The 24,111-nt window shown below is 66.7% G+C and carries 25 protein-coding genes and 1 pseudogene; 11 read left to right on the top strand and 15 right to left on the bottom strand.

Annotated features, from left to right (window positions below; translation table 11 throughout):
• The 7 genes from QZM67_RS17020 to QZM67_RS16990 all read right to left on the bottom strand — a co-directional run bounded on the left by QZM67_RS17020 (position 1) and on the right by QZM67_RS16990 (position 5,163).
• Positions 1-357, bottom strand: a complete 357-nt coding sequence (locus tag QZM67_RS17020) for a 2Fe-2S iron-sulfur cluster-binding protein (RefSeq protein ID WP_301805036.1) — start codon at positions 355-357, stop codon at positions 1-3.
• Between the two features lies 1 nt (position 358).
• Complete coding sequence (locus QZM67_RS17015) at positions 359-1,423, bottom strand: NADH:ubiquinone reductase (Na(+)-transporting) subunit F (protein ID WP_089453926.1); 1,065 nt, start codon at positions 1,421-1,423, stop codon at positions 359-361.
• A gap of 25 nt (positions 1,424-1,448) precedes the next feature.
• Positions 1,449-1,805 carry a phenol hydroxylase subunit P4 gene (locus QZM67_RS17010; RefSeq protein ID WP_175022691.1) on the bottom strand — a complete coding sequence of 119 codons (357 nt, stop codon included), beginning with the start codon at positions 1,803-1,805 and terminating at the stop codon, positions 1,449-1,451.
• An 80-nt stretch (positions 1,806-1,885) separates the two neighbouring features.
• Positions 1,886-3,436 (bottom strand): aromatic/alkene/methane monooxygenase hydroxylase/oxygenase subunit alpha, encoded by a 1,551-nt coding sequence (locus QZM67_RS17005; protein ID WP_175022690.1) that lies wholly within the window; start codon positions 3,434-3,436, stop codon positions 1,886-1,888.
• Positions 3,437-3,474: 38 nt separating this feature from the next.
• Positions 3,475-3,744 carry an MmoB/DmpM family protein gene (locus tag QZM67_RS17000; protein ID WP_043178963.1) on the bottom strand — a complete coding sequence of 90 codons (270 nt, stop codon included), beginning with the start codon at positions 3,742-3,744 and terminating at the stop codon, positions 3,475-3,477.
• A gap of 35 nt (positions 3,745-3,779) precedes the next feature.
• A complete protein-coding gene (locus QZM67_RS16995) occupies positions 3,780-4,775 on the bottom strand; it encodes a phenol hydroxylase (RefSeq protein WP_301805030.1) in 996 nt (331 codons plus the stop codon).
• Positions 4,776-4,791: 16 nt separating this feature from the next.
• Positions 4,792-5,163, bottom strand: a complete 372-nt coding sequence (locus tag QZM67_RS16990) for a phenol hydroxylase subunit (protein WP_230624119.1) — start codon at positions 5,161-5,163, stop codon at positions 4,792-4,794.
• A gap of 145 nt (positions 5,164-5,308) precedes the next feature.
• On the opposite strand from QZM67_RS16990, the gene QZM67_RS16985 reads away from it, so the two are divergent.
• Both QZM67_RS16985 and QZM67_RS16980 read left to right on the top strand, forming a co-directional pair.
• Positions 5,309-6,997 carry a sigma-54-dependent Fis family transcriptional regulator gene (locus QZM67_RS16985; protein WP_301805028.1) on the top strand — a complete coding sequence of 563 codons (1,689 nt, stop codon included), beginning with the start codon at positions 5,309-5,311 and terminating at the stop codon, positions 6,995-6,997.
• A 1-nt stretch (position 6,998) separates the two neighbouring features.
• Positions 6,999-7,754: a GntR family transcriptional regulator gene (locus QZM67_RS16980; protein WP_301805026.1), complete on the top strand. Its 756-nt coding sequence runs from the start codon at positions 6,999-7,001 to the stop codon at positions 7,752-7,754.
• 24 nt (positions 7,755-7,778) lie between these two features.
• On the opposite strand, the gene QZM67_RS16975 is transcribed toward QZM67_RS16980, so the two are convergent.
• Positions 7,779-8,606 carry a phosphate/phosphite/phosphonate ABC transporter substrate-binding protein gene (locus tag QZM67_RS16975; RefSeq protein WP_301805024.1) on the bottom strand — a complete coding sequence of 276 codons (828 nt, stop codon included), beginning with the start codon at positions 8,604-8,606 and terminating at the stop codon, positions 7,779-7,781.
• A 301-nt stretch (positions 8,607-8,907) separates the two neighbouring features.
• On the opposite strand from QZM67_RS16975, the gene QZM67_RS16970 reads away from it, so the two are divergent.
• The 3 genes from QZM67_RS16970 (at position 8,908) to QZM67_RS16960 (ending at position 11,831) form a co-directional block, all read left to right on the top strand.
• A complete protein-coding gene (locus QZM67_RS16970) occupies positions 8,908-9,933 on the top strand; it encodes a fatty acid desaturase (RefSeq protein ID WP_301805021.1) in 1,026 nt (341 codons plus the stop codon).
• 111 nt (positions 9,934-10,044) lie between these two features.
• Positions 10,045-10,476 (top strand): hypothetical protein, encoded by a 432-nt coding sequence (locus QZM67_RS16965; protein WP_175022684.1) that lies wholly within the window; start codon positions 10,045-10,047, stop codon positions 10,474-10,476.
• A gap of 152 nt (positions 10,477-10,628) precedes the next feature.
• Positions 10,629-11,831 carry a benzoate/H(+) symporter BenE family transporter gene (locus tag QZM67_RS16960; RefSeq protein ID WP_301805019.1) on the top strand — a complete coding sequence of 401 codons (1,203 nt, stop codon included), beginning with the start codon at positions 10,629-10,631 and terminating at the stop codon, positions 11,829-11,831.
• Positions 11,832-11,856: 25 nt separating this feature from the next.
• Here the strand turns inward: QZM67_RS16960 and QZM67_RS16955 are convergent, their stop codons facing one another.
• Positions 11,857-12,744, bottom strand: coding sequence for an NAD(P)H-binding protein (locus QZM67_RS16955; RefSeq protein ID WP_301805018.1), 888 nt, complete (start codon positions 12,742-12,744; stop codon positions 11,857-11,859).
• Between the two features lie 356 nt (positions 12,745-13,100).
• A complete protein-coding gene (locus QZM67_RS16950; RefSeq protein ID WP_301805016.1) occupies positions 13,101-14,018 on the bottom strand; it encodes an AraC family transcriptional regulator in 918 nt (305 codons plus the stop codon).
• A 194-nt stretch (positions 14,019-14,212) separates the two neighbouring features.
• Between QZM67_RS16950 and QZM67_RS16945 the strand changes: the two genes are divergently transcribed.
• Positions 14,213-14,413 carry a hypothetical protein gene (locus QZM67_RS16945; protein ID WP_175022680.1) on the top strand — a complete coding sequence of 67 codons (201 nt, stop codon included), beginning with the start codon at positions 14,213-14,215 and terminating at the stop codon, positions 14,411-14,413.
• A 39-nt stretch (positions 14,414-14,452) separates the two neighbouring features.
• Here the strand turns inward: QZM67_RS16945 and QZM67_RS16940 are convergent, their stop codons facing one another.
• Positions 14,453-15,406 (bottom strand): LysR family transcriptional regulator, encoded by a 954-nt coding sequence (locus tag QZM67_RS16940; RefSeq protein ID WP_043178984.1) that lies wholly within the window; start codon positions 15,404-15,406, stop codon positions 14,453-14,455.
• A 100-nt stretch (positions 15,407-15,506) separates the two neighbouring features.
• Between QZM67_RS16940 and QZM67_RS16935 the strand changes: the two genes are divergently transcribed.
• Entirely contained in the window at positions 15,507-16,865 is a 1,359-nt protein-coding gene (locus QZM67_RS16935; RefSeq protein ID WP_301805013.1) for an NAD(P)/FAD-dependent oxidoreductase, read from the top strand.
• Between the two features lie 331 nt (positions 16,866-17,196).
• Entirely contained in the window at positions 17,197-17,631 is a 435-nt protein-coding gene (locus tag QZM67_RS16930) for a phosphatase (RefSeq protein ID WP_301805010.1), read from the top strand.
• A gap of 187 nt (positions 17,632-17,818) precedes the next feature.
• Here the strand turns inward: QZM67_RS16930 and QZM67_RS16925 are convergent.
• Both QZM67_RS16925 and QZM67_RS16920 read right to left on the bottom strand, forming a co-directional pair.
• Positions 17,819-18,454 (bottom strand): annotated as a pseudogene (locus tag QZM67_RS16925) (alanyl-tRNA editing protein); the annotation flags it as partial.
• A 36-nt stretch (positions 18,455-18,490) separates the two neighbouring features.
• Positions 18,491-19,510, bottom strand: a complete 1,020-nt coding sequence (locus tag QZM67_RS16920; protein ID WP_301805351.1) for a sterol desaturase family protein — start codon at positions 19,508-19,510, stop codon at positions 18,491-18,493.
• Positions 19,511-19,589: 79 nt separating this feature from the next.
• On the opposite strand from QZM67_RS16920, the gene QZM67_RS16915 reads away from it, so the two are divergent.
• Both QZM67_RS16915 and QZM67_RS16910 read left to right on the top strand, forming a co-directional pair.
• The gene (locus QZM67_RS16915) at positions 19,590-20,651 is read left to right on the top strand and encodes an AraC family transcriptional regulator (protein ID WP_301805007.1); all 1,062 of its coding nucleotides are present in this window, start codon (positions 19,590-19,592) and stop codon (positions 20,649-20,651) included.
• A gap of 83 nt (positions 20,652-20,734) precedes the next feature.
• Positions 20,735-21,040: a hypothetical protein gene (locus QZM67_RS16910; RefSeq protein WP_089454082.1), complete on the top strand. Its 306-nt coding sequence runs from the start codon at positions 20,735-20,737 to the stop codon at positions 21,038-21,040.
• A gap of 35 nt (positions 21,041-21,075) precedes the next feature.
• Here the strand turns inward: QZM67_RS16910 and QZM67_RS16905 are convergent, their stop codons facing one another.
• Positions 21,076-21,357 carry a hypothetical protein gene (locus QZM67_RS16905; protein WP_301805004.1) on the bottom strand — a complete coding sequence of 94 codons (282 nt, stop codon included), beginning with the start codon at positions 21,355-21,357 and terminating at the stop codon, positions 21,076-21,078.
• 503 nt (positions 21,358-21,860) lie between these two features.
• Here QZM67_RS16905 and QZM67_RS16900 point away from each other — a divergent pair.
• The gene (locus QZM67_RS16900; RefSeq protein WP_175022674.1) at positions 21,861-23,435 is read left to right on the top strand and encodes an EAL domain-containing protein; all 1,575 of its coding nucleotides are present in this window, start codon (positions 21,861-21,863) and stop codon (positions 23,433-23,435) included.
• Between the two features lie 117 nt (positions 23,436-23,552).
• Here QZM67_RS16900 and QZM67_RS16895 read toward each other — a convergent pair whose 3' ends face one another.
• Entirely contained in the window at positions 23,553-24,050 is a 498-nt protein-coding gene (locus QZM67_RS16895; RefSeq protein WP_301805001.1) for a hypothetical protein, read from the bottom strand.
• Positions 24,051-24,111 lie beyond the last annotated feature (61 nt).

Here is a 24,111-nt window from a genome sequence, read left to right as displayed (position 1 = left end):
TTACTTGTTGAAATCCGGCGTCCCGGCGCACGCCGGGCCGCAGAAAAACGGCTTCTTCAGCCGGCCCGCCACTTCCAGCTCGACGTCGCCGTCCGGCGCGACGCGGCACGCGAGCGCATAGCCGTCGCGCTCCTCGTCGGCGCTCACGTGCGCGCGGCTGATCGGCCCGAGCCGGTGCACCGCGCCGCGTAGCACGCGCACCTTGCACACGCCGCAGCCGCCGTTCAGGCACCCGACCGGAATGCCGCGCCGGCCGAGCTTCGCCATCCCGGCCAGCAACGATTCGCCGGACGCGCACGCATAGCGCTCGTCGGTCTGCGCGATCGTCACCGTGGCGCACACGCGGCCCGCGTCCATGTCACACCCGCCGGAACAGCGGGCTGCGCGTCTGTTGCGCGTCGGCCGCCGAGATGAACTTCTCGTGATAGATGTCGCGCTCGAACAGACGGCCCTTCATCAGCGCGGTGATGCATGCGTCGATCATCGCGGGGGGCCCGCACAGGTACGCCTGGTGACCCGAGAAGTCGCCGTCGAAATGCGCATTCGCGACGTCGTGCACGAACCCTTGTGCGATCCCGCCGCCGGCATCGGCCGCCCCTTCGGACAGCGCCGGCACGTACGTGAAGTTCGGATAACGCTCGGCGAGCGCGCGGAATTCATCGTGGTAATAGAGTTCCTTCGCGTTGCGCTGGCCGTAGACCAGCGTGATCGGCGCGGTGACGCCGCTCGCGAGCAGGTCCGCGATCATCGAGCGCGGGCTCGACAGGCCCGATCCGCCGGCCATGAAGATCATCGGCAACGCGGCCGAGCGGCGCACGAAGAAGCGGCCGTACGGGCCCGACAGCCGCACGCGGTCGCCGGTCGCCAGCTGCTCGTGCAGGTAACCGGTGCCGAGCCCGCCCGGCACCTGCCTGACGTTCAGCTCGATCTCGCCGGTGGCGGCCACGTCGGCCGGTGAATTCGCGATCGAGAAGGCGCGGCTCTGCCCGAGCCCCGGAATCTCGAGCTGCACGTACTGGCCGGCCTGGAAATGGATCGGCTGCGACAGCTTCAGGCGGATCGACTTGATGGTCGGCGTGAGCGCGTCGATGCGCGTGACGTCCGCCGCGAAGTCCTTGACGGGAATGATCTCCGCGTCGGGCTCCTCGTCGACGTCGGCCTCGATCACGGTGTCGGCCTGCAGCGTCGCGCAGCACGCGAGCGCCTTGCCTTCCTCGCGCTCGAAGTCCATCAGCGCGAACGGGTTCGCGTCGCCGAGGTCGGTCTCGCCGTCGAGCACCGCGACCTTGCAGGTGCCGCACAGCCCGTGACAGCACGCGTGCGGAATGTAGATGCCCTGGCGCAGCGCCGCGTCGAGCATCGTCTGTCCTTCCTCGACCTCGATCGTGACGCCCAGCGGCTCGATGGTTAGTTGGTGGCTCATGATGGTTCGCCCGTCCGCGTAGCGGTCAGAAGCTCGCGCCGCCAAGGCCGTCGAGGCCCGGCGTGCGGAAGCTGATCAGGTCCTTGTGCCCAAGGCCGTTGCCGGCCAGGCTCTTCGCCGCGTCCGGCGCCCACGGCTCGCCCGAGCGGAACCACTCGACGCGATCCCAGTCGATCTTCGCGAAATCCGGGTGGTAGCCGTAGACGGGCGGCAGCACGTCGCGCGCGAGCGCGCCGAACGGCAGGTCCGGCGGCAGCGGCAGGCAGAACGGCGCCGGAAACATCAGGTGGTCTTCCCAGCACACGTAGAGCAGCGGTGCCGGAAACTTCCCGACCGCGTCCTTGATCGGGAAGTCGTAGGGTTTGAGCGCGATGACGGCCATGCTTGTCTCCTGTCGGCCGGCGTTCGCGCGTTCGCGCGCACGCCGGTCTCGTTCAAGGTTGCGTAGGTGTTGCGTATCGATCAGTTACTCGTGGCCTGGCCACGCCATGCCGCGAAGTTCTTCTGGTCTTCCGAGCCTTCGAAATCGAGGTTGTCGCGGCCCATGCCCACCGCGTAGTAATCGAGTACGGCGGCGAGCGGATCGAAGCCTTCGGCGCTCGGGTCCGCATCGGGCGGGAAGCAGTTGCCCTGGTGGATCTGGTGCACGGGCAGCCACGCCTGCACGTACTTCTGCGGTTCGTGATCGAAGATTTCCCTGCAGTGATCGCTGCAGAAATGGAACTTGTTGCCGAGGTAGTTCGATTCGCGCGCGCCGATCTTTCGCGGGTTGCCGGGCTCGGTGAACAGCATCGGGATCTGGCAGGTCTGGCACAGCATCGGCAGCGTCTTCATGTAGAAGCGGTTGCCGGCCTTCGCCTGTTCGCCCCAGTGGTCGAAGCGCGGGCGGTAGTAGCGGTCGAACGAGTCGGGATACTTCGCGGACAGCCACGCCATCTCGTCCTCGGCCGGCACCCACGTGTGGAACGCGGACGCCGCGTTGAAGCCGTAGAACGTCGACCATGCCTGGTGGCTGATGTGGTCCTTGCCTTCGCATGCGTCCTGCCAGCCCTTCGGCTCGCGGATGCCGTAGCGCGCGAGATCCTTGAACAGCGCGCCGCCGTTCTGCTCCGCGTACATTTCCCACGACTCGCGCCAGCTCATCACGCGCTTCGGCTGCATGTAGTCCATCATCATCGCGACGAGCGTCAGCAGCCGGTAACCGCGCCAGAACCACTTGTCGATCCAGCGCTGCACGATCGGCACGTTGTCCGGATCCTGTTCGAGCAGGAACTTGATGCACTCGATGCCGAGCGTCATGTGGCGCGATTCGTCGGACTGCGCGGAGAAGCCGAACGTGACGGTCGACATGTCGCCGTTGTAGGCCGCGCCCGACATGAACGGCACGAACAGCAGGTTCGTCAGCACGTATTCGAACGAGAAACTCACGGCGGTCAGGAATTCGAACGGCCCCGACGAGTACGCATCCTCGAAGAACGACTTCGGCACCGACAGGTACCAGACGCGATCGAACCAGTGGTTCGAGTGATGGAACCCGTTGAAGAACTTGTTGTACGTCGACATCGCGTGCGTTTCGGTCTGGTAGTGCCGCAATTCGTCGATCGACTGCATCTGGCACGCGATGCGCGCGCCCTCGCCGGTGAAGTGCCGGCCGACGTGCGCGAAGCCGCGATGCGCGAGGTATTCGAGCGGCGTCACGCCCTGGATGAACAGCTTCAGCGCGTTGATGTAGCGCGCATCGGTCACGCCGAGGAACGCGTTGTTCTGCGTGAACGCGTCGATCACCGCGTACAGCTTCTTTTCCTTCTCGCCCTGGTATTTCCAGTACGCGTCCATGGTCAGGCGAAACGGGTCGACCCACTTGTCCCAGTCGTGGATCTTGATGCCCTCGTAGCGGTCGTACGGGAAGACCTTGTCCATCGGCTGGTAGGTCGTCTCCCAGCCGAGGCCGCGCGTCATCGCCGCGTAGCGGTCCTTCAGGCCGAGTTTTTTCTTGAGCGTTGGCGTGTCCATTCGTGTCTCCGGTGTTGTCGGTGCGCGTGGCGCGGCGTTCAGTGCGACCAGCTCAGCGTGAACTGGTCGTCGTCCTCGTCGATGTGGCCGGACAGCGTGATCAGGTTCACCTGAAGCTGCTGCAGGTCGAAGCGCGTGCCGGTCAGTTCCTCGATCGTTTCGCGGCGGATCGTCAACCGGTCGGGCGAATCGATCTTGACCATGCCGGGCGACTCGACCACCACCGCGAGCGGGTTGTCGGCGACGATCGCCTCGACGATCGGTCTGGACTCCTCATTGGCCTGGAAGGCGATGAATACGTTGGACATGCTGGTTTCCTGGATGAAAGGTGGGCGGCCCGGCGTCAGAACGCGAGGCCGAGCTTCGCGACACGCGCGTGGAACTGTTCCCGCACTTCGTCGAGCGCGGCGCGGCCGTCGTCCTGCAGCGCCAGCGCCGCCACCGGCGCGAGCGCCGCGTCGGCCCGCGCGGACCAGTCGCGCGTCCAGCGTGCCAGCAGCGCGCGGTTGTCGTCGGATTCCGACGCCATCGTCTTCACGACGGCATCGATCCAGCGGTTCGATTCGGTGTGCCATTCGGGCATGAACGCGGTCAGCATCGCCACCGCCGTGCCGCCCGCGAGCGCGATTCGTTCATCGACGAAGCGGTCGTACACGAGCGGGTACAGCAGCCCGTCGAGCGCCAGGTTCTGCGCGACGAACAGTTCGACCGGATCGGCAATCACCAGCGTGTCCTCGACATAACGCCGCAGCGGCTGCCACGCGGCGCCGGTCGTCCACGCCGCCTTGGCGGTGTCGAGCACGTCGGGCTCGGCCATCGCGAGCGCGAGCCGCGTGAGGTACTGCGCGACCCCGAGGTTGTCCATCGCATGAAACATCGCGGGCGCCGTGAACACGGTGCCGTAGCCGAGCGCGCAGACCTGCGCGTTGTTCATGTTCGCGCCCCAGGCCGCATGGCGCAGCGGCACCAGCACGTCGAGCGCGTGCGCGGCGACGTCGTCGCGCATCAGGCCGATCATCCGGCGCGACTCGACGAACTCGAAGTTCGCTTCCATCGTGTCCTGCTGGCGCGCCCGCGTGGTCGCCCACGACGCGTAGTAGAACTGGCGCGGGTCCTTCAGCGCGTACCAGTTCGCCATCCGGATCGCCGAACGCGACGCATCGAAGATCTCGTAATCGGGATCCCACGTCGGGCGGTAATGGAAGTTCGCCTGGGGCTGCGCGCCCATCATGCCTTCCTGGTAGCGCGTCGCCGTCTTGTCGCCGCCGATGTTCTGCGCCACGTGCGCAAAGGTGTGCCGGAGCGGCTTGATGTCGACTGTCTTCAGCTCGATGGTCACTTCTTGCTCCTCAAGGTCATGGGTTCGCTTCGACGTCCAGCCGCGTGACCTGCTGTTCGCGGCAGAACGCGTCGAAGGCGGCAGGAGGCAACGTCAGTTCGACGCACAGCTCCGGCGCACCGCCGATCGACAACTCGAATTCGACGAAGCCGCGCGGGTTTGTACCGGTGACACGGACGCATTTGCGGCCCGGGTCGAGTGGGGAAAGATCGGTGTCGGTTGGATTCATGATCGGTGTCGCCTCCATGCCGTCCTTCAATGCAGCATCCGTGCCACGCGCGGCCGGTTCCGCAAAAAATCTCGATAATTCAGGGAAAGCCCTGACGCAAAGTTCAAATTCGCGATCCACAATGGCGGTTAACCAGAAGGGAAAACGCGCCCGAGCCACTGCGCCAAACGCCTGATTCGGCGGCCCTCTTCATCATTTGAGCAACCCGGCAGCACGCATTTGATGAAATGATCAAACGGTTGCCCGGGTTGGGGCGCCGCTTGCGGAAATTTCGAAAATCACGAGAAATCTCGACGGAGGAGACATGACGCGGCCCAGCCTGCCCCCCTTGCCGCCGGACACCGACCTGCGCAAATTGATCCATTTTTCGGCGAGCGACGGCCGCATCTGGCTCGCCGGACAGCGGATGGTGCTGCTCCATGCCGGCGCGCTGGCGACGCTGCGCCAGGAGCTGATGGAAAGCGTCGGGCCGGCGCAGACGCGGCGGTTCTTCACGCGCGTCGGCTTCGCCGCCGGCGAACGGGACGCCGCGCTCGCCCGCGAGATCCGCAGCGGCGCGTCGCTGTTCGACATGTTCCATGTCGGCCCGCAGCTGCACATGCTCGAAGGCGCCGTGCAGGTCACGCCGCTGCGCTTCGAGGCCGATCCCGCGACGGGCGCGTTCTATTGCGAATACCGCTGGGAACATTCATGGGAGGCCGACGTGCACCGCCGCACGTTCGGGCCGCAGCCCGAGCCGGTGTGCTGGATGCTGATCGGCTATGCGACCGGCTATACGAGCGCCTTCATCGGCCGGACGATCCTGTTCAAGGAAACGAGCTGCGTCGGCATGCACGACCCGCACTGCACGATCGTCGGCAAGCCGGCCGAGGAATGGCCCGACGCCGAGGAAATCTCGTCGTGGTTCAAGGCCGATTCGCTGATCAACACCATCCGCGACCTGCAGACCGAGGTCGAGTCGCTGCGCCTCGAGATCGCACCCGACGATGGCCGCACGCGGCTCGTCGGACGCTCCGACGCGTTTCGCGCCGCCTATGCACTGCTCGAGACGGCCGCGCCGACCAAGGTGGCCGTCCTGCTCACGGGAGAGACGGGCGTCGGCAAGGAGCGCTTTGCGCGCGCACTGCATAGCCTCAGCCCGCGCGCCGCCAAGCCGTTCGTCGCGATCAACTGCGCGGCAATTCCGCACGCGCTGATCGAGTCGGAACTGTTCGGCGCGGAGAAAGGCGCCTTCACGGGCTCGCAGGTCGCGCGTGCCGGGCGCTTCGAGCGCGCGAACGGCGGCACGCTGTTCCTCGACGAAATCGGCGAGCTGCCGCTCGACGTGCAGGCCAAGCTGCTGCGCGTGCTTCAGGAAGGCGAGGTCGAACGGCTCGGCGCGACCGACGGCAGGAAGGTGGATGTGCGCGTCGTTGCGGCGACCAACCGGGATCTCGAACAGGCCGTGCGCGACGGCACCTTCCGCGCCGACCTCTACTACCGGATCAACGTCTACCCGGTGCTGATTCCGCCGCTGCGCGACCGGCAGGACGACATCGCGCTGCTCGCCGACACGATGCTGGAACGCTTCGCGTCGCTGCACGGCAAGCCGGCGCCCACGCTGACCGACTACGCGTACGACGCGCTGCGCGGCTACCGGTGGCCCGGCAACGTGCGCGAGCTCGAGAACCTGATCGAGCGTGCAGTGATCCTGTCGCGTCCGAACCGGCCGGTCGACGCGAAGGACCTGTTCCCCGGCGTCGGGCTGCCCGGCGGCGCGAGCGTCGATCGTGCGGGGCAGATCAAGCCGGCCGCCGCGCTATCGATCGACTGCGCGACGATCCTCGACCAGTTGCAGGGTGGCGGCGGGCTCGACGGCCTCGAGCGCGCGCTGCTGCACGAGGCCGTCGATCGCGCGAACGGCAACCTGTCGGCCGCCGCCCGCCTGCTCGGGCTGACGCGCGCGCAACTCAGCTATCGCCTCAACCGCAAACAGGATTCGGAGGACGCGTGAAATGAACACCATCCTGCCCACCCACCCGTTCGCCGACGCGCTGCCCGACGACTCCGCGCCTGCGATCGAGCCGGCCGCCGACGACGCAGTCGAACCGCATGCCCGCACGCTCAGCGAGCATGCGTACCACCAGCTTCGCCAGCACATCATCGAGGGGCACTACCCGCCCGGCGCGAAGCTGCGCGTCGAGCATCTGAAGAACGTGTACGGCGTCGGCGCGGGCACGCTGCGCGAGGCGCTCACGCGGCTGGTCAGCGATGCGCTGGTCGTCGCCGAAGGGCAGCGCGGGTTTCGCGTCACGCCGATGTCGGTCGACGATCTCGAAGCGATCACGCGGCTGCGCATCCATATCGAGGTCGACGCGCTGCGCGAATCCGTGCGGCGCGGCGACGATGCGTGGGAACACCGGGTGCGGCAGAGCTTCGAGATGCTGTCGGCCTGGGAGCAGCCGGTATCGATCGAACACCGGACCGCGTGGGAAGCGTGCAACCGGCGCTTTCACGAAGCGCTGATCTCGGCAGCCGCGACGCCGTGGACCTATCTGATCCTGCGCATGCTGTCGCAGCAAAGCGAACGTTACCGGCGCGTGTGCATCGGGCTCGGCGATTCGAAACGCGACGTGCATGCGGAGCACCAGTGCCTGTTCGACGCCGCGATGCGGCGCGCGGATGCGCGCGCGGCGCTCGCGCTCGAAGACCATATCGGCACGACGCTCGCCGTCGTGCGCAACGCGCCGCCCGGCACGCTGCCGTTCTAGCGCTTCAACACGCGCTCGCGGCGCTCAGGCCAGCGCGGGATAACCGTGCGCGGCCGCCTGCTGCTCGAACCGCGCAATCATGTCGTAGTCGGCTGGCGACAGCCGTTCGAATCCCTTCAGCCGCAACACGCGCGCCCGCTCCGCATCGGCCGTCACGGCGTGATCGAGTGCATCCTGCAATGCAGCGACCTGTGTGTCTTGGAGTGCTCGCGATGCGATGAACGGCAACCCCGGCGCGGATGCCGTCATCCCGACGATCCGGAGGTCCTCCAGCAATTCGGGCAGTGCATCCCTCACGTATGCGAACGTCACGCAGTCGATCGCTGCGCAATCGGCGTCGCCCGAAGCCAGCGCACGCAGTACGTTCAGGTGCGAGCCGAACGCCGCCACCGATCCGAAGAATCGTCCGTCGCGCGCATGCGGCGCGACCGCATGCCGGAGCGCGTTCATCCCGCTGTGCGAATCTCGACCGTTGAACGCGGCCCGCAGCCCCCGGCATGCGGCGAGCGTCGTCGCGCCGGCCGCATGCGCACGTGCCGACACGACCAGCACGCTGCTGTAGTGCGCGCCGTCGCAACCGTCCGCGTCGAACAAGGGTGTCGCGATCAGTCGCACGACATCGCGCAAGCCCAGCATCCGGTACGGATAGCCGCAGGTCTGCGACAGCAGCAGATCGTCGCGCCGCCACAGCGCGTGAAGATCGTCGAAGGATTCATCGGGAAGCGTGACATCGGCGGCGGGCCCGCCCGCGTTTGCGAACGCATCGAGTGCATCGCGCAGCAGTGCGCGCCACAGTGCGTCGTGGCGCGGCGTCACGTTGTACATCGGCAGGGCGGCGATCCATGAGCTCATGCGGGCATTCTACGCATCGACGCTCGCGTAGCGGAACCCGGTTCGATCGCGCCAAAACAGGGGCTGAACGTGGCGCGGCACGCCCGAAGCTTATCGGCCCCGCGACGATAAGCAAATCCGAATCGATTGGTTGGCCGCGCGGTGCGATCCCGGTACCGTCCTGATGCCTGCTCGCGCATCGCCACCGCGCGTGATGCCGGACAGGCCGACCGTGATCCGCGAGACACCTGCACACCCGGGCCGAGCTTGCCGGTTCAACCGCGCGTTCCCCGCACCGCCCGTTCAATCCCGCCTCAACGCCATGGCCGAATACTTCGACGTCGACCACGCGCGTGCGATCGCCGCGCTCGACACCCGCTTCACCGCCCGCACCGAGTGGCCGACCTGGCTGCTGGTCGTCGCGATCTACGGCGGCTGGCTCGCCGTGCTGCTGCTCGTGCGCGGCGGCACCCTGTCGCTCGCGGCCGCGACGGCGCCGCTGATCCTGCTCGGCGCATGGCACCTGTCGCTGCAGCACGAACTGCTGCACGGCCACCCGACGCGCTCCGCGCGTGTGAACAAGCTGCTCGGCTATCCGCCGCTGACGGTCTGGTATCCGTACACGCTGTATCGCGACACGCATCTCGACCATCATCGCGACGAAGACCTGACCGTGCCGGGCGTCGATCCCGAAACGAATTACGTCACGCGCGAGCACTGGGCGCGGCTGCCGCGCTGGCGCCGCATGCTGACGCTCGCACGCAAGACCTTCGTCGGACGCTTCATCGCCGGGCCGCCGCTGAGCATCGCCGCGATGGGCGTCGACGCATTTGCCGCGTTCCGGCGCGGCGATTTCCGCTACCTGCCGATGTGGGCGACGCACGTCGCCTGCGTGGTTGCGCTGCTCGCGTGGCTGCAATGGGCGATCGGCATCCCGTGGTGGTATTACCTGCTCGTGATCACGTGGCCCGCGTTGTCGATCGCGATGATCCGCTCGCTGTACGAGCACCGCGCCGCGCCCCATCCGAAGGCCCGCATCGCGATCAATGAAGCCGGCTTCGCGATGCGGCTGCTGTATCTCAACAACAACTACCATCTCGTCCATCACGACCTGCCGAAGCTGCCGTGGTACGACCTGCCGCGCGCGTACCGGATGCGCCGCGACGCGTATGCGGAGAAATGCGGCGGCTTCGTGATTCGCGGCGGGTATCGCGAACTGCTGGCGCGCCATGCGTGGACGCCGACCGATACGCCCGTGCATCCGTTCGAGCAGGGCACGGCGTCGTTGTCGACGGGGCGTGGCGTGAAGGTGGCCGTGGTCGACGAGGTGTTGCAGGTCAGTACGTGACCCCGGAGCGATCCTCGTCGCCGCGGCGAAAACGCGCCGACCCCGCCGCTTCCGGTACAGTCTTCACCGGGAAAACGGGCCACGGACATCCGGCAGGAGGAGACGACAAGCATGCACGCACCAGAATCGACATCACGCACGCGTAACGGGATCCGGCGCGTCCTGGCGGCCCTGCTGCTGACCCTGCTTCCACTGACCGGATTCGCGGAAGGCACGGTCGGATTCCGCGACGACATCCTGCCCCTGTTCCGCAACAAGCCGGCGCTGGAGCGCTTCGTCCTGGCAACCTTCGAGATGCGCGGCGCCGCGGTCGGCATTCGCATCTCGGGTGCAGCGATTCCCGGCTTGTCCGGCGCGAGAATCGGCCCCTACACGGTGCCCGTCGACTGGCGCGATCACGGCAAGCCGATTCCCGCCACGCTGACGATCTACACGACCCAGATCTTTTACGACAGCCACGGTCGCACGCTCGAAGGCGATCTGACACAGGCGGTCAAGGTCGTGGAGCAAGTCGATTCGATCTCCGTCGATCCGGCTCGCTAACGACCGAAACCTTACAAGATACCGACGACCCCGCTCGCACCCGCGCATTGCCAATTGCGTCGGCAATGCCCAGAATGACGGCTCGTCCGGGGCTTCCAACAATCATTCGCCCCGGCTCTGCCCCCGGCCGCGCGCCGCACTTCCCCACGACGATGCAACCGAACACCCCGCCCGGCACGATCCGCGCGATCGGCAACGACTGGTCCGTTTCCGCGATTACCGCGGGCTTTCTCGCGGTGCTGATTTCCTATGCGGGCCCGCTCGCGATCTTCTTCCAGGCCGCACAGGCCGCCCATGTGTCCGACGCGATGGTGTCGTCGTGGGTCTGGGCGATCTCGATCGGCGCGGGCGTATCGGGCCTGTTCGCGAGCTGGAAGCTGAAGGTGCCGATCATCACCGCGTGGTCGGCGCCCGGCACCGCGCTGCTCGTCGGCCTGTTTCCGCAACTGACGCTCAACCAGGCCGTCGGCGCGTACCTCACGGCCGCGCTGATCATCCTGCTGATCGGCGTGACCGGCTATTTCGACCGGCTCGTCCGCCATATTCCGCGCGGTATCGCGTGCGGGATGATGGCCGGCATCCTGCTGCCGTTCGGCACGCATGCGTTCGCCGCCGCGTCGGAGCAGCCCGCGCTCGCGTTCGGGATGATCGCGGCCTACGTGATCTTCAGGCGCCTGCTGCCGCGCTACAGCATCGTGCTCGTGCTGCTCACGGGCGCCGCGCTCGCGACGCTGCTCGGGATGACGCATCTCGGCAACGTGTCCGCGAGCCTCGCGCACCCGATCTTCATCGCGCCCGAATGGACGCTCGGCACGACGCTCAGCCTCGCGCTGCCGCTCGTCGTCGTCAGCCTCACCGGCCAGTTCCTGCCGGGCATGACGATCCTGCGGGTGTCCGGCTATCACACCCCTGCGCGGCCGATCATCACGGCGACCAGCGTGATGTCGCTCGCGGTCGCGTGCTTCGGCGGGATCACGATCGTCGTCGCGGCGATCACGGCCGCGCTGTGCACCGGCAAGGACGCGCACGAGGACCCGGACCGGCGCTACATCGCCGGACTCGCGAACGGGGCGATCTACCTGATCGGCGGGCTGTTCGCGGGCACGATCGTCACGGTGTTCTTCGCGCTGCCGAAGGCATTCGTCGCGATCCTCGCGGGGCTCGCGCTGATCGGCGCGATCGGCGCGAACGTGCACGGGATCTTCGAGGACGAGAACCACCGCGAGGCGTCGCTGATCACGTTCCTTGCGACCGCGTCGGGCATGACGTGGCTCGGGCTCGGCTCCGCGTTCTGGGGAATCGTGATCGGGTCGCTTTCGTATGCGGTACTGAACAAGGTGCGGCGACCGGCGTGATGCGCAACACCAGTCGCCACTGCCACTACCGCGCGTGCTGGCGCACCAGTTGCGCGAGTGCGTCAGTCGGCGTCGTCGTCCCGTAAAGCCGCTCCGACACACCGTCCTCGACGTCGATCTGCCCGGCGTTGTGCACGTCGTACAGATCGACGATCAACTGCGCATGGCGTTCGCTGAGGCCCGCGCGCAGCAGCGTCGCGGCCCAGGTGTCGCGCGGCAGTTCATGCGCGACGATTGCCCGGCCGGCCGCTGCGCCGAGCGTATCGGCAATCGCGGTCACGCTCACCCGCCGCGGCCCTTCGACACTGACGATGCGCGGCCCGTCACCGCCTTCGGGCGCATCGAGCAACAGCCGCGCCGCGACGATGCCCACATCCGGCGCCCAGACCGTCGGGAACACCTTGTCGACCGGATGATGAAAGCTCGGCAGCACGCCCGTGCCGAGCGCGACCGGCAGGATGCGCGACCAGTTCTGCAGATGCTCGGCCGAACGCAGCAGCGTCAGGTGTGTCGGGATCGCCTTCAGCCGTTCCTCGAAGTCATGAAACAGGCGGGTGATGCCCGTATTGCCGTCGCGCTCCGCGCCGTAGTCCGACAGCGCGAGCAGCACCGGCGGCGGGTTGGCGGCGAGCGCGGCGGTCGCGACATCGATTGTCCGCGTCATCGTCGCGGCCGGATCGGGGTCGGCGACGGGTACCGGGCACAGTATCTGCACGGCCCGCGCGCCGTCGATCGCCGATGCGATCGTGTTCGCGTCCGTCAGCTCGGCGATCACGACGTCGCAGCCGAGCTGCGCGAAACGTTCACGATGGCGTGCGTCGCGCAACACCGCGCGCACGGGATGGCCGGCATTGCGCAAGGCCGTCACGGTCGACTGGCCGACGTTGCCGGATGCACCGAAGATCACGAACACGATTCGCTCCTGAGGGGGTGAAGGTGGGGTGATTGTCGGGTTGGGCGGAGGGAACGGCGCGCAGGGAGGGATGAAACCAGCAGGAAAGGATGATGGATTGGGCGGCGGCCATGCGAATCGTCCGCCGCCTTGCTAGTCGCTTCGAGTCCTGCGGTCCGCCGATGACGGGCAACGACACCCTGGTGAGGGATGAGCCGCTCACGCCCAAGGCGCTGCGCTTCAGGAGGCCCGTCGAGACCGAGGACGGTGCAGCGCTTTCTGGACGAGGACGAACGCGGTCATTGTCCAACAGCCTGTTGGACAATGACCCGGGATCCGAAGCGACAACGCATATCCGGCGCGGCGCCATCGCTCCGCTATGCCCCACTCCCGCTGCCCGCGCCGTCATAAGCCAGCCGCAGCCCGCCCCGCTCGCCCGACCGCGCAATCTCGGTCGGCGTCGCACCCAGCACGCGATTCATCCAGTTTGCCATGTGGCTCTGGTGTGCAAACCCGGCTTCGAGCGCGACCTGGCTGATGCTGAGCCGGCCTTCGAGCAACAACGCCTTCGCGCGCTCGACCCGGCGCCGCACGACGTACTGGTGCACGGGCATCCCGAGCGTTTCGCGGAACAGCACCTTGAAATGCGGCACGCTGATCGACACGAGCGCCGCGAGTTCGGCCAGCGTCATGCGCTGGTCGAGGTTCGTTTCGACATAGTCGATCACGCGCGCGGCCGCTTTCGGCGCGAGGGTGCGGCGGCGCTCGCGAAACGCCGGCTGGCCGTCGACCAGCCGCGCGACGAGCGCCGTACACAGGCTTTCCGCATAGAGCGGATCCGACGCGTCTTCCGCTTCGAGTTCGGCGGCCATCGCCCACGCGATGTGCTGCAGGCGCGGATCGCGCACCTGCAGCCGGCGGCGGATCTGCCCCTGCGACGGCTTCAGCTCGAGCTGTTCGACGGTCCGCCGCACGAACGTGTCGGTGAGTGCGATATGGAGGATCCGGCAGTCGGCGCTGTCGGTCCACTGGCCGGGCAAGCCGGCCGGAATCACGTCGACGTCGCCATGCGCCTGGATGCGCGACACGCGCTCGCCGTCGCACACGCAATCCGCGCGGACGGGCGGCCCGATATGCACGCCGATCCGGTGATGGTCGGCCGCCGGAATCCGGTAGGTGCCCGCGCGAATCTCCAGCAGCGACGCGCCGAAGCCCTGCCAGCCGAGCCCGCGGCTGGTGCGCAGACTGACCGGGACGCCGTTGTCCGTCGGCGCCGCGAGAATCGCATCGCTCATGGCCTTCCTCCCGTGGATGGGGATGTCGAACGCGCATTGTGACGCGTTTTCGGGCCGCCTGCCGGGCCTGCCGGGGGCACGCCCGGGCCGAGCAGAAAAAGATCATCCGTTTCTGCTCAGGGCCATCCTTCCGTGTGCGCCGGCGGGCGCGGCGCCGCTTACGATGGCCCCATCCGACACCTACGGAGACCGTCATGCCCCATCCGTGCCTTGCGCAACGCGTCGCGCTCACTGCGTCCTCGCCTTCCGCCGCTCCCCGCCCGTCATCCGGCCCCCGCTCCCGCAACGACCGCGCCACGATCGCCGCCTGGTGCCTGCGCATCGTCGGCTGGTACCGGCTCGAACGACTGCTCGCGTCGATCCCCGACAGCAACGACGATTTCGGGCTCGTCTGACCGGCCACGCGGCCGGCGTCGTTCGACCCGGTACGCCGCCTACTTGCGCCGCCGCTCGTGCGGCGCCACCGTCGCGCCGTCGATCACCGGTGCGCCCTGCTTGATCAGGAAATCCCGGAACAGCCCCGTGACCTGCGAGATCCGCCGGTCGGCGAGCGTGACCACATACCATTCGCGCTCGATCGGGTTGCCGGGGAACGGCAGTTGCCCGAGCAGCCCCGCGCGCAGCTCGAGTGCACACGCGTGCAACGACAGGAACGCAATGCCGAGCCCGGCTTCGGCCATCTGCTTGATGGCCTCGTTGCTCGACAGTTCGGAGCCCACATGGAAGCGGTAGCCGGCCGTCTTGAACAGGCTCTCGACGGTCGAGCGCGTACCCGCGCCGCGCTCGCGCACGAGCAGGTGCGCGGATTCGAGATCCTTCAGCGCGACGCGCTTGCGCTGCATCAGCGGATGGCCGGGCGCCGCGACGAACACCATCGGATGTTTCGCGAACTCGACCGCGTGCGTGCGCAGCTCCTTCGGCGCGCTGCCCATCACCGCGAGATCGATTTCATGCGTCGCGAGCATGCGGATGATGTCGTCGCGATTGCCGACCTTGAAGTACGTCTTCACATGCGGACGCGTCGCGGTGAATTTCACGAGCAGTGGCGGAATCAGGTATTCGGCCGTCGTGATCGCGCCGATCCGCAGCGTGCCGCCCAGATCGCCCGTCAACGCGGCCACTTCGTCGCCGGCCTCGGTCCACAGATGCAGGATCTCGCGCGCATAGCGCGACACGATCTCGCCGGCCGCGGTCAGCTGCACGCCGCGCCCCACCCGCTGCAGCAACGCGGCGCCCACGGCCTCCTCGAGCAGGCGAACCTGCAGCGACACGGCCGGCTGCGTCAGGTTCAGCTCCTCGGCCGCTCGCGACACGCTGCCGAGCCGCGCAATCATGTCCAGCGCCTTCAGTTGCCGAAACGTCGCGGTCTTTCCTATAAGTGAATACATATGAGTCGCTTATAAACATTAAATTGTTCGAGTGGGTTCGAAACTATATCGTCGGTTCTTGAGCAATGTCATCCGAATCGTCATCTAGCGGGAGCCCACCATGGACAACACCACGCCCAACCTTGCAACGGACCGCGCACCGCGCCTGCCGCGCATCGTGATCGTCGGCGGCGGCGCCGGCGGCCTGCACCTCGCCACGCGTCTCGGCGATACCGTCGGACGCCGTGGGCAAGCCGAAGTCGTGCTCGTCGACCGCTATCCGACGCACTTCTGGAAGCCGCTGCTGCACGAAGCCGCATCGGGCCATCGCGACCCGGCGTCCCACACGATCGAATACGCGGCGCAAGCGAAGCGCCACGGGTTCCGTTTCGTGCAGGGCGCACTGCAGCGGGTGGACCGCGCCGCACGCACGGCGACGATCGCGGCCGTGCAGGACGCGGACGGCACGGAGATCCTGCCGCAGCGCGAGCTCGGCTATGACGACCTCGTGCTCGCCGTCGGCAGCGTGACGAATTTCTTCAATGTGCCGGGCGCGGCGCGCCATGCGCTGCCGCTCGAAAACCTCGACCAGGCCGAGGATTTCCGCCGGAAGTTCCTCGCGGCGTGCACGAAGGCGAATCACCTGGCCGAGCAGCAGCCCGCGCAGCGCGCGGCGCCGATCTGCATCAACGTGATCGGTGCGGGCGCGACGGGTGTCGAGCTGGCCGCCGCGCTGCGGCACGCGATCCAGCAGCTGACGACGTACCGCTTCAAGGCACTGGTGTCCGCGCGCGACGTGCACATCCGGCTGATCGAAGGCGGCCCGCGCATCCTGCCGGCGCTTGACGCGCGGCTGTCCGGCAAGATGCACGCGCAGCTTCGTGTGCTGAACGTCGACGTGCTGACCGATACACGCGTGGCCGAAGTCAGCGCGGACGCCGTGACGACCGCGACCGGCGAACGGCTCGCAAGCGACATCACGATCTGGGCGGCCGGCGTGGCGGGCCCCGCGATCCTGCGGGAGATCGGCGACATCGTGCTCAATCGTTCGAACCAGGTGATCGTGACCGATACGCTGCAGACGCCGGACGACCCGCACGTGTACGCGTTCGGCGACTGCGCCGCATGCCCGACGGCCGGCGCGAGCGGCTTCCTGCCGCCGCGCGCGCAGGTCGCATACCAGCAGGCCGTGTACCTGGTCAACGCGTTCGCGCGCCGCGTCGTCGGCAAGCCGGTGGCTGGCTTCACGTTTCACGATGCGGGCACCGTCGTGTCGCTCGGGCATGCGGGCGCCGCGTACCAGGCCGACCTCCGCGGGCGCTCGCGCTCGCTGATCGTCGACGGGCTCGCCGCGATAGGGCTGTACAAGTTCCTGTATCGCAAGCACCTGTTCAGCGTGGTCGGCGTGAAGCGCGCGCTGTTCCAGTCGCTGAGCCACTGGCTGCAGAGCCGCAACCAGCCGTCGATCAAGCTGCACTGATCGCGCCGGTTCGCGCGCAGCATCGCAAGACGGCATATCGGGCGTGCATCGCTCGGTATGCCGTTTTTTTGGATGCACATGCACGGTGCGACGCATTCACTGCGTGCGCGAATCTGGTGCATCACATCGAAGACCGTCGATACGATGCCGTTCGCGCGGAATACGACGTGCGACACGCATCCCGCGCCCACCTTGGCTCGCCACCCTATTCATTAGCCGAATCGTATGGGTCGGATAAAAATATTAATTAGTCGCGTTTTCCGGATCGACGCTAAGGTGTGTGGCATTCCCGTCGGCGAACGGATCATCACGTCTCTAAAGAGGAATCACCGTGGTTATCGAAGCCATCGTCACCCGTCTCGACGCAGCATTCGCGCAAATCGAAGCAACACCGGACTCGCACGAATCGCGCCATCAACGCGACGCGATCATCCAGTGGCTCGACCGAGCATCGGAAGAAGGATATCGACTCGGTCTCGTCACGACGCTGCCGGCCGCTCGGCTCAGCGACATGTTCGAAGGCCAGTTCGGCCGCGCGAACCTCGACCGCTTCTCGGTCGTCGTCACGGACGCCAATCAGCAGGACTCCGGATCAAACCAGCATCCCTTCGACGTCGCGCTGCAGGCACTCGGCGTGCCGCCCGAACGCGCGGTGGCGATCGCGAGCAGCGAACCGGAGCGCCGCGAAGCCGAGCATTTCGGCCTGTCGCGCTGCGTGAACATCACCGACACCGTGCACTCGATCGCATCGGCCGGCCTGCACTGAACGCCGTCAAACCGGCCGGCTACGTCCGGCCGTCCACGATCCGGCGGCAATCCGACGGTTGCCCGACCGAATCGGGACCTTCCTCCGTCAAAGTCGCTTGCCCCCCTTCCCGGCTCGACCGATCTTTCACGGAGACGGGACGACGCGAATCCGCATCGCCCCGCTGCCCGCCGGCCCTCTCCGGCTCGACCAGCATCACCTCGATCCGCTCCTTGCCCTTTCCGGTATTCCTGCGCTTGAGCGTCAGCATGCCGATCTCGCCGGTCGAGGCCGGGTGCGTGCCGCCGCACGCCATCGTCGAGAAGCCGTCGACCGTCCAGTATCGGCGTTGCGTGTCGACATCGCTGAAGTCGGTCACGATGCGCAGGTCGCGCTTAGACAGATCGGCCGCGGCCAATTCGATCTCGGGAAACAGCGGCGCCACGCTCGTGTCGCTCGCGAAGTCGATGCGCGCCTTGTCCTGCCCGATATGCGCACCGATGCGCTCGATGCCGGGCCTGAGCCGATAGACCAGCTGCAACACCATTTCGGCCGCAAAGTGCAGACGCATCAGCCGGTACCGCCGCGTCCAGTCGATGCACCAGGTCACACGATCGCCGACGCGCAGCGAATGATCGTGCGGCAGCGTATAGACGATATCGAGGCCCTGCTTGTCGGCCTGGACGACCGGATAGCCGCCGAGCGACCCCGCGTCGCTTTCCTGCCCGCCCGAAAACGCAAAGAAGATGGTCGCGTCCACCCGCACGCGAGCGCCGTCGACGTGGCTCACGACGGTATCCAGCGTGGTCCGGTACGGATCGTCCCAGAATACTTTCTTCGTCATTGCCCGCCGTGCCTTTCGCCGAGGAAAGCACGCAGGTTAGCCGGATCGCGTGCGGGTGGCTTGTACGATCTTGCGCCCTGGCGCCAGCGCCGCCTCGTCAGGCGCGGCGCGCGCTGCTGCCGCAGTCGCGTCCTCGCCCTTGCGCTCGACACTCCACGTATGAATCGGCCGATGCCCCGGCCGCTCCCACTCGGGTGGCATCCACAGATGTCTCAGCCGCTGCAGGACGGACCCGGGCGCGAACACGTCGCGCCACATGTCGACGAATTCGTGCAGGTTCAGTACCAGAAAGTTGTACGAACGAATCTGCTGCGTGATCCCGTAGTCGACCGGCTCCGTTTCCTCGACATACGTGCCGAGCAGGCGATCGAAGATGATCAGCACGCCGCCGTAATTCTTGTCGATGTAACGCGGATTGCGGCCATGATGCGCGCGGTGGTTCGACGGCGTGTCGAACACGTATTCGTACCAGCGCGGCAGCCGCCCGATCGCTTCGGTATGCACGAAGTACTGGTACGCGAGATCGACGGCGAGCAGGAACAGCACGACAGCGGGCGGGATGCCGAACCAGACCGGCGGCAGATAGAACACGAACACGCCGACGAACGCGTTCAGCAACGACTGCCGCATCGCCGTCGTGAAGTTCATCACTTCACCGCTGTGATGCGGCACGTGCGCGGCCCAGAACCAGCGCACGCGGTGCGACGTGCGGTGAAACCAGTAGTAGCAGAACTCCACGACGACGAAGATCGGCACGATCGTGAAGCCGTTCACCGGCACGTCGAACCAGCGGTGCCGGTAAACCCACGCGAAGATCGCGCCCGTGAACAGGAGCCCCATCACGGTCTCGGCCACCTGATAGCCGGCGCCGAGCGACAGGTTCGCGACAATCTCCTTCCAGCGAAACGGCTCGCGACGGCCGCGCCCGGTCATCACCGCGTATTCGATCGCGAACGCGATCAGGAAGACCGGCGTCATGCCGATCAGCAGCACCTGCTTCCAGTCCACGTCGTTCCCCAGGAACGCGTGGAGCCACGTCATCAACTCGGTCGGCATGTTCGCGGCCTCGATCAAGAACTGACCGGCAGTATGGTCACGCACGGGTCGCCCCGCGTTGACACTTGCGGACGATTACTTGACACTTTCCGCCATGCCCGCCGCCTCCCCGCTATCGACGCAGCGCGTCTACTACTCGAGCACCTACGTGCGACTGCTGTTCGACTATCTGTCCGAGCAAGGCAAGGATGCCGCGCGCGTGCTCGGCGAGGCGCGGCCGCCCGAGGACGATCGCGGGCTCACGCTGTACGCGAGCGCGCACTGGCGGCGCCTCCTCGAATGCGCGGTGCGCGCGCTCGACGATCCGCTGCTCGGCCTGCACGTCGGCCAGCGGATCACGCCCGCCCACCTCGGTGCGCTCGGCTACGCGCTGCATGCGTGCCGCGATGCCGGCGCCGCCCTCGCACGCTGGCAGCAATACGAACACCTGATCGCGAACGTCGCGCGCATGGAAGTGCGGGTCGAAGCAACCTCGGTCGCGATCGAATGGCACGACGCACCCGAGCCGCTCGGCCCGCTCGTCGATGAAGTCGCGCTGACGGCCATCGTCCAGTTCGCGCGCAATATCACCGGCACGCGTCACGGGCCCGACGAAGTCTGCTTCGTACACCCGTCCCCCGCCAACGAGCAGCCGTATGCCGATTACTTCGGCTGCCCGGTGCGGTTCGGCCAGCCGGTGAACCGGCTCGCGTTCCCGTTGCACCTGCTCACGCAGCCGCTGCGCCAACCGGACGACGCGCTGCTGCAGATGATGGAACGTCAGGCGAGCGCGCTGCTTGCCGAGCTGCGGCAGACGGACGATCTCGAACAGTCGGTGCGCGAAGCCGTCGCGCGCCTGCTGACGCAAGGCGAAGCGAGCATCGAACAGATCGCGTCGGATCTGCACGTGTCGTCGCGCACGCTGCATCGGCGGCTTGCCGAACTCGGGCTCAACTTCCGGATACTGCGCGAGGACACGCGGCGGCGGCTCGCGATCGACCACCTGAACGATCCGCGGCTGACGCTCGCGGAAGTCGCGTGGCTGCTCGGCTATTCGGAACACAGCGCCTTTACGCGCGCCTTTCGACGCTGGACCGGCGAATCGCCGCAGCAGTGGCGCAGCCGGCAACCTGCGCGAGCGGCGAACGTCGCGCGCGGCTGAGCGCGGCGCGCCACCATGGCCACCATGCCGCCGACGAACTCGCGTCCGCCCGCGCGGTCGAACGAGCATCGCCGGAGAATCTCATGAAACGCGTTGCCCCTGTCGCTGTCCTGACCCTGCTTGCCGCCATCAGCTTGCCGGCAGCCGCCGGCGCAACATCCGGCGGCGCCGAGCCGGCTCCCGTTCAAGCGCACGCGAAAAACTGCGTCCCGTCCCGCGATGCCACACCCGACGCCCGCTCGCCGTCGAAGGCGCCGCCGATCCGCGTATGCGTCGGCGATTCCAATACGCAACTGAACCTGCCGTGGTTCCTGACCGATGTCCTCACCGCGGTGGACACGCACCAGTCGGCCGGCGATCTGCTCCGCAAGATGCGCAACGATTTCTGACTCGCAGCTCGCGCGATGCACCGCGACCGCATTGTTCATTCACCGCCAGATTCCTGCAGCACCTGTACGAACGTGCCGACGATGCCGGCACACATCACGGGGTCGGCAATGCGGCGCAGCAGCGCGAGCAACATCTTTCGTTCAGCTTTCGAAAATGGTCCGTGCTCACCGCTGATGGTGTTGTAGCGCGGCGTCCCGCGTGAAGCGAGCGCGCGATCGAGCAGGTAGTTGTGGGCTTGCCCGTTCACGGCAATCCGGATCCACAGCGAGCCGCCGTCGGTTGCGGCCGCACCGTCGGACACGACGACCGTGGGCACGGTGTTTTCTTCCATCTCAACGCGCCGGCGAGACGCGCGACCGTGACGAGTGGCGACCGCTTGCAAGCCAGCGGCAGGTCGACGAAAACAACCTTTCGCAGGAATGTTTCTCGTCGAGACACAATGACAAAACTACACCAATTGTTGAATAACAATATTTCACAATCGCTCGTCACATCTTATACTTGCCGCGCACCATCCTCGTGCCAAGAGACGGTGTTTTTTGTCCCGGCCGCACGACCCTGCGGCCGGGGGTTTTTTCGGTGTGCTACGTCGATAACCATGCGCTGCATGCACATGTTTATAGAGGCCAGCTTCCGGAATACATGGCCGATTGCGACGGGGCTGCCGCAGATGCCCGTCGCGACCGTAGAATCGATCGCATCGCGAACCCGGCGCGCACACCGCGTTGCCCGAACCCGGCATGACGCATGCGCGACGTGGGTGGATCGACCGGTTCGACTGGCTGCTTCATACACACAACACCAAAGGCGACCGCGGGAATGTTGGCGTTCACGCCAGGCTCGAAGCCCGTTTTCCAGCGCAGCGGCGCGTGGCCGCGAGTCGTCTTTTGCGTCGCCGTAATCGTTTGCGTGCTCGTACCGGCGTGCGCAATCGTGCTTGCCGACCGCTACGCGCGCGATACCGTCACCCAGCATGAACGCGTGATCGCGAACGACATCGTGGCATCGGTGGATCGCATCCTCGACGGTGCCCGCCTGCGACACGTGGACGAACTCACCGCGCTCGTCGGGCGGCCATGCCCGACGGTATTCCGGACCCTCGCCGAGATCGGCACGCGCCTGCGCTACCTGCGCGCCGTCGCGCTGGTGAACGACGGCCGCGTCATGTGCTCGTCCGCGCTGGGGGCGATCGACTTGCCGCTCGGCGCCTACACACACGAACCGGAACCGGGCTCGACGCTCGTCACGCTGTTGCGCCAGACGCCATTCCAGCAAGGCATCCCGGTGCTGCCCGTGTTTTACGCCATCGCGCCCGGCGCGGGCGTGCTCTACCTGATCGAAGGCGACTATGTGGCGGACGCGCTCGCGCACGGCGCCCGCTACGGGACGGAAACCGCGACGCTGTCGATCGCGGGTTCGGGCCATCTCGATCAGCACGGGACGTTCACGCCGGAATCGGCCGCGGAACCCGCAGGCGGCAGCACGATCGCGTCGCCCCGTTGGCCGTTCACGGTGTCGGTTGCCGCCTCCGCGCACTATGCGTCGCAGATCCAGCACCACTATCGGCTGATCGGCATCACGATCGTGCTGCTGGCGGATGGCCTCGTGATGGCGGCCTACCTGCTGGCGATGGCGCCGCGCCGCCTGCTGCTGAAGGCCGTCCGCAACGCACTCAGGCGCGACGAACTGCATGTCGTGTACCAGTCGATCGTCGATGTCGAGACGCGCAGGACCGTCGGCGTCGAGGCGCTGCTGCGCTGGCAGCATCCCAAGTGGGGGGCCATCAGCCCGGCCGTGTTCATCCCGCAGGTCGAATCAAGCGCGGTGCTGCCGAAAGTGACGGAATTCGTGCTGCGAACAGCCGTGTCGGAACTGTCCGCGCTGACGCCGGCCATGCCGCTGCGCATCGCCATCAACATCGCGCCGAAGGACCTCGAGCGCACGCAGTTCGTATCCGTCGTCGAGGAGGCGATTCGTGCGCTGCCGCCAGGCTTTACGCTGGTGCTCGAAGTCACCGAGCGCATCCTGCTCGAAAAGAACGCGCGAACCACCGCGATCTTCCATGCGCTGCGAGCGAAAGGCGCGAAGTTCGCGATCGACGATTTCGGCACGCATCACAGCAATCTCGACATGCTGTCGCGCTTTCCGTTCGACTACGTGAAGATCGATCGCCAGTTCGTGTCGCCGCTGAACGGCGGCAACGCGGGGTTGATCGAGGGGATCGCGACCGTTGCGCATCACTACGACCTGAAGATCATCGCGGAGGGCGTGGAAACGGAAGCGCAACATCGCGCGCTGCATGCGGTCGGGATTCAGTACGCGCAGGGCTACCTGTATCAGCGTCCGCAGCGTGTCGAGCATTTGAAGCAGGATTTCGCGTCGGTGTCGGTGTAGCGGCGTTGCCGACGACGCTTAGGCGCCGGCGGTGAACGCGATGCGAACGATGAATGCACGTGACCCGCCATGTATCAGGTCGTGAAATCGGGCGACGACGGCAGTGAACGATGCCTGTCAACACGCCGGCGGATGATCGGGATCGGACCGGCATGTGTCCCGATAGGCATCGTCGACGGCACGCAGAAATGCCTTCCGCCCGTTCTCCAATGCCGTTGCCGTGTGCTCGTCGCGCGAGACCGGCATCACGCGGCCATCGGGCGACATCGAATAGCCGAGATCGACGAACGCATCGTCCGGTGCGCGCTTCGATCCGATCCAGTAGCCGATCGAAACCGAGCTGGCAACCCCGGTCGCGCCGTTGTAACCCACGTCGAATCGTCCGGCCTTGAAGATGCGCGGCCGCATTTTTTCCGCATAGGCGAGCACTTCGGCAACCGTCGCGCCATCCTTGGTGCGATGCCGCTTGACCGCCTGTATCCAGTTGGCTTCCGTGGCGGCCGGCAGACCCTTCAATGTCGGGGCCGCGAATATCGCGCTCCCGTTTCCACCCAGGCAGGCCGCGGCAACAACGTAACCGGCAACACGTGCGATGCGATCGATCGCGAGTTTCATTAAACGATTCCGGATGGGTTCATTCGATTCAGAATCATACGATCATTGGCCAGGATGCCGG

The sequence above is a fragment of the Burkholderia sp. AU45251 genome, from assembly GCF_030482905.1.
GTDB lineage: Bacteria > Pseudomonadota > Gammaproteobacteria > Burkholderiales > Burkholderiaceae > Burkholderia > Burkholderia aenigmatica.
This window is presented reverse-complemented; position numbering and strand designations above follow the sequence as displayed.

Bases quoted from the DNA above. Each gene is read 5' to 3' on its own strand.
- QZM67_RS16980 (WP_301805026.1), top strand. From the start codon at position 6,999: ATGAACACCATCCTGCCCACCCACCCGTTCGCCGACGCGCTGCCCGAC.
- QZM67_RS16965 (WP_175022684.1), top strand. From the start codon at position 10,045: ATGCACGCACCAGAATCGACATCACGCACGCGTAACGGGATCCGGCGC.
- QZM67_RS17015 (WP_089453926.1), bottom strand. From the start codon at position 1,423: ATGAGCCACCAACTAACCATCGAGCCGCTGGGCGTCACGATCGAGGTC.
- QZM67_RS16945 (WP_175022680.1), top strand. From the start codon at position 14,213: ATGCCCCATCCGTGCCTTGCGCAACGCGTCGCGCTCACTGCGTCCTCG.
- QZM67_RS16940 (WP_043178984.1), bottom strand. From the start codon at position 15,406: ATGTATTCACTTATAGGAAAGACCGCGACGTTTCGGCAACTGAAGGCG.
- QZM67_RS17005 (WP_175022690.1), bottom strand. From the start codon at position 3,436: ATGGACACGCCAACGCTCAAGAAAAAACTCGGCCTGAAGGACCGCTAC.
- QZM67_RS16935 (WP_301805013.1), top strand. From the start codon at position 15,507: ATGGACAACACCACGCCCAACCTTGCAACGGACCGCGCACCGCGCCTG.
- QZM67_RS16975 (WP_301805024.1), bottom strand. From the start codon at position 8,606: ATGAGCTCATGGATCGCCGCCCTGCCGATGTACAACGTGACGCCGCGC.
- QZM67_RS16920 (WP_301805351.1), bottom strand. From the start codon at position 19,510: ATGCCGACCGAGTTGATGACGTGGCTCCACGCGTTCCTGGGGAACGAC.
- QZM67_RS16950 (WP_301805016.1), bottom strand. From the start codon at position 14,018: ATGAGCGATGCGATTCTCGCGGCGCCGACGGACAACGGCGTCCCGGTC.
- QZM67_RS16960 (WP_301805019.1), top strand. From the start codon at position 10,629: ATGCAACCGAACACCCCGCCCGGCACGATCCGCGCGATCGGCAACGAC.
- QZM67_RS16970 (WP_301805021.1), top strand. From the start codon at position 8,908: ATGGCCGAATACTTCGACGTCGACCACGCGCGTGCGATCGCCGCGCTC.
- QZM67_RS17000 (WP_043178963.1), bottom strand. From the start codon at position 3,744: ATGTCCAACGTATTCATCGCCTTCCAGGCCAATGAGGAGTCCAGACCG.
- QZM67_RS16895 (WP_301805001.1), bottom strand. From the start codon at position 24,050: ATGAAACTCGCGATCGATCGCATCGCACGTGTTGCCGGTTACGTTGTT.
- QZM67_RS17010 (WP_175022691.1), bottom strand. From the start codon at position 1,805: ATGGCCGTCATCGCGCTCAAACCCTACGACTTCCCGATCAAGGACGCG.
- QZM67_RS17020 (WP_301805036.1), bottom strand. From the start codon at position 357: ATGGACGCGGGCCGCGTGTGCGCCACGGTGACGATCGCGCAGACCGAC.
- QZM67_RS16900 (WP_175022674.1), top strand. From the start codon at position 21,861: ATGTTGGCGTTCACGCCAGGCTCGAAGCCCGTTTTCCAGCGCAGCGGC.
- QZM67_RS16910 (WP_089454082.1), top strand. From the start codon at position 20,735: ATGAAACGCGTTGCCCCTGTCGCTGTCCTGACCCTGCTTGCCGCCATC.
- QZM67_RS16985 (WP_301805028.1), top strand. From the start codon at position 5,309: ATGACGCGGCCCAGCCTGCCCCCCTTGCCGCCGGACACCGACCTGCGC.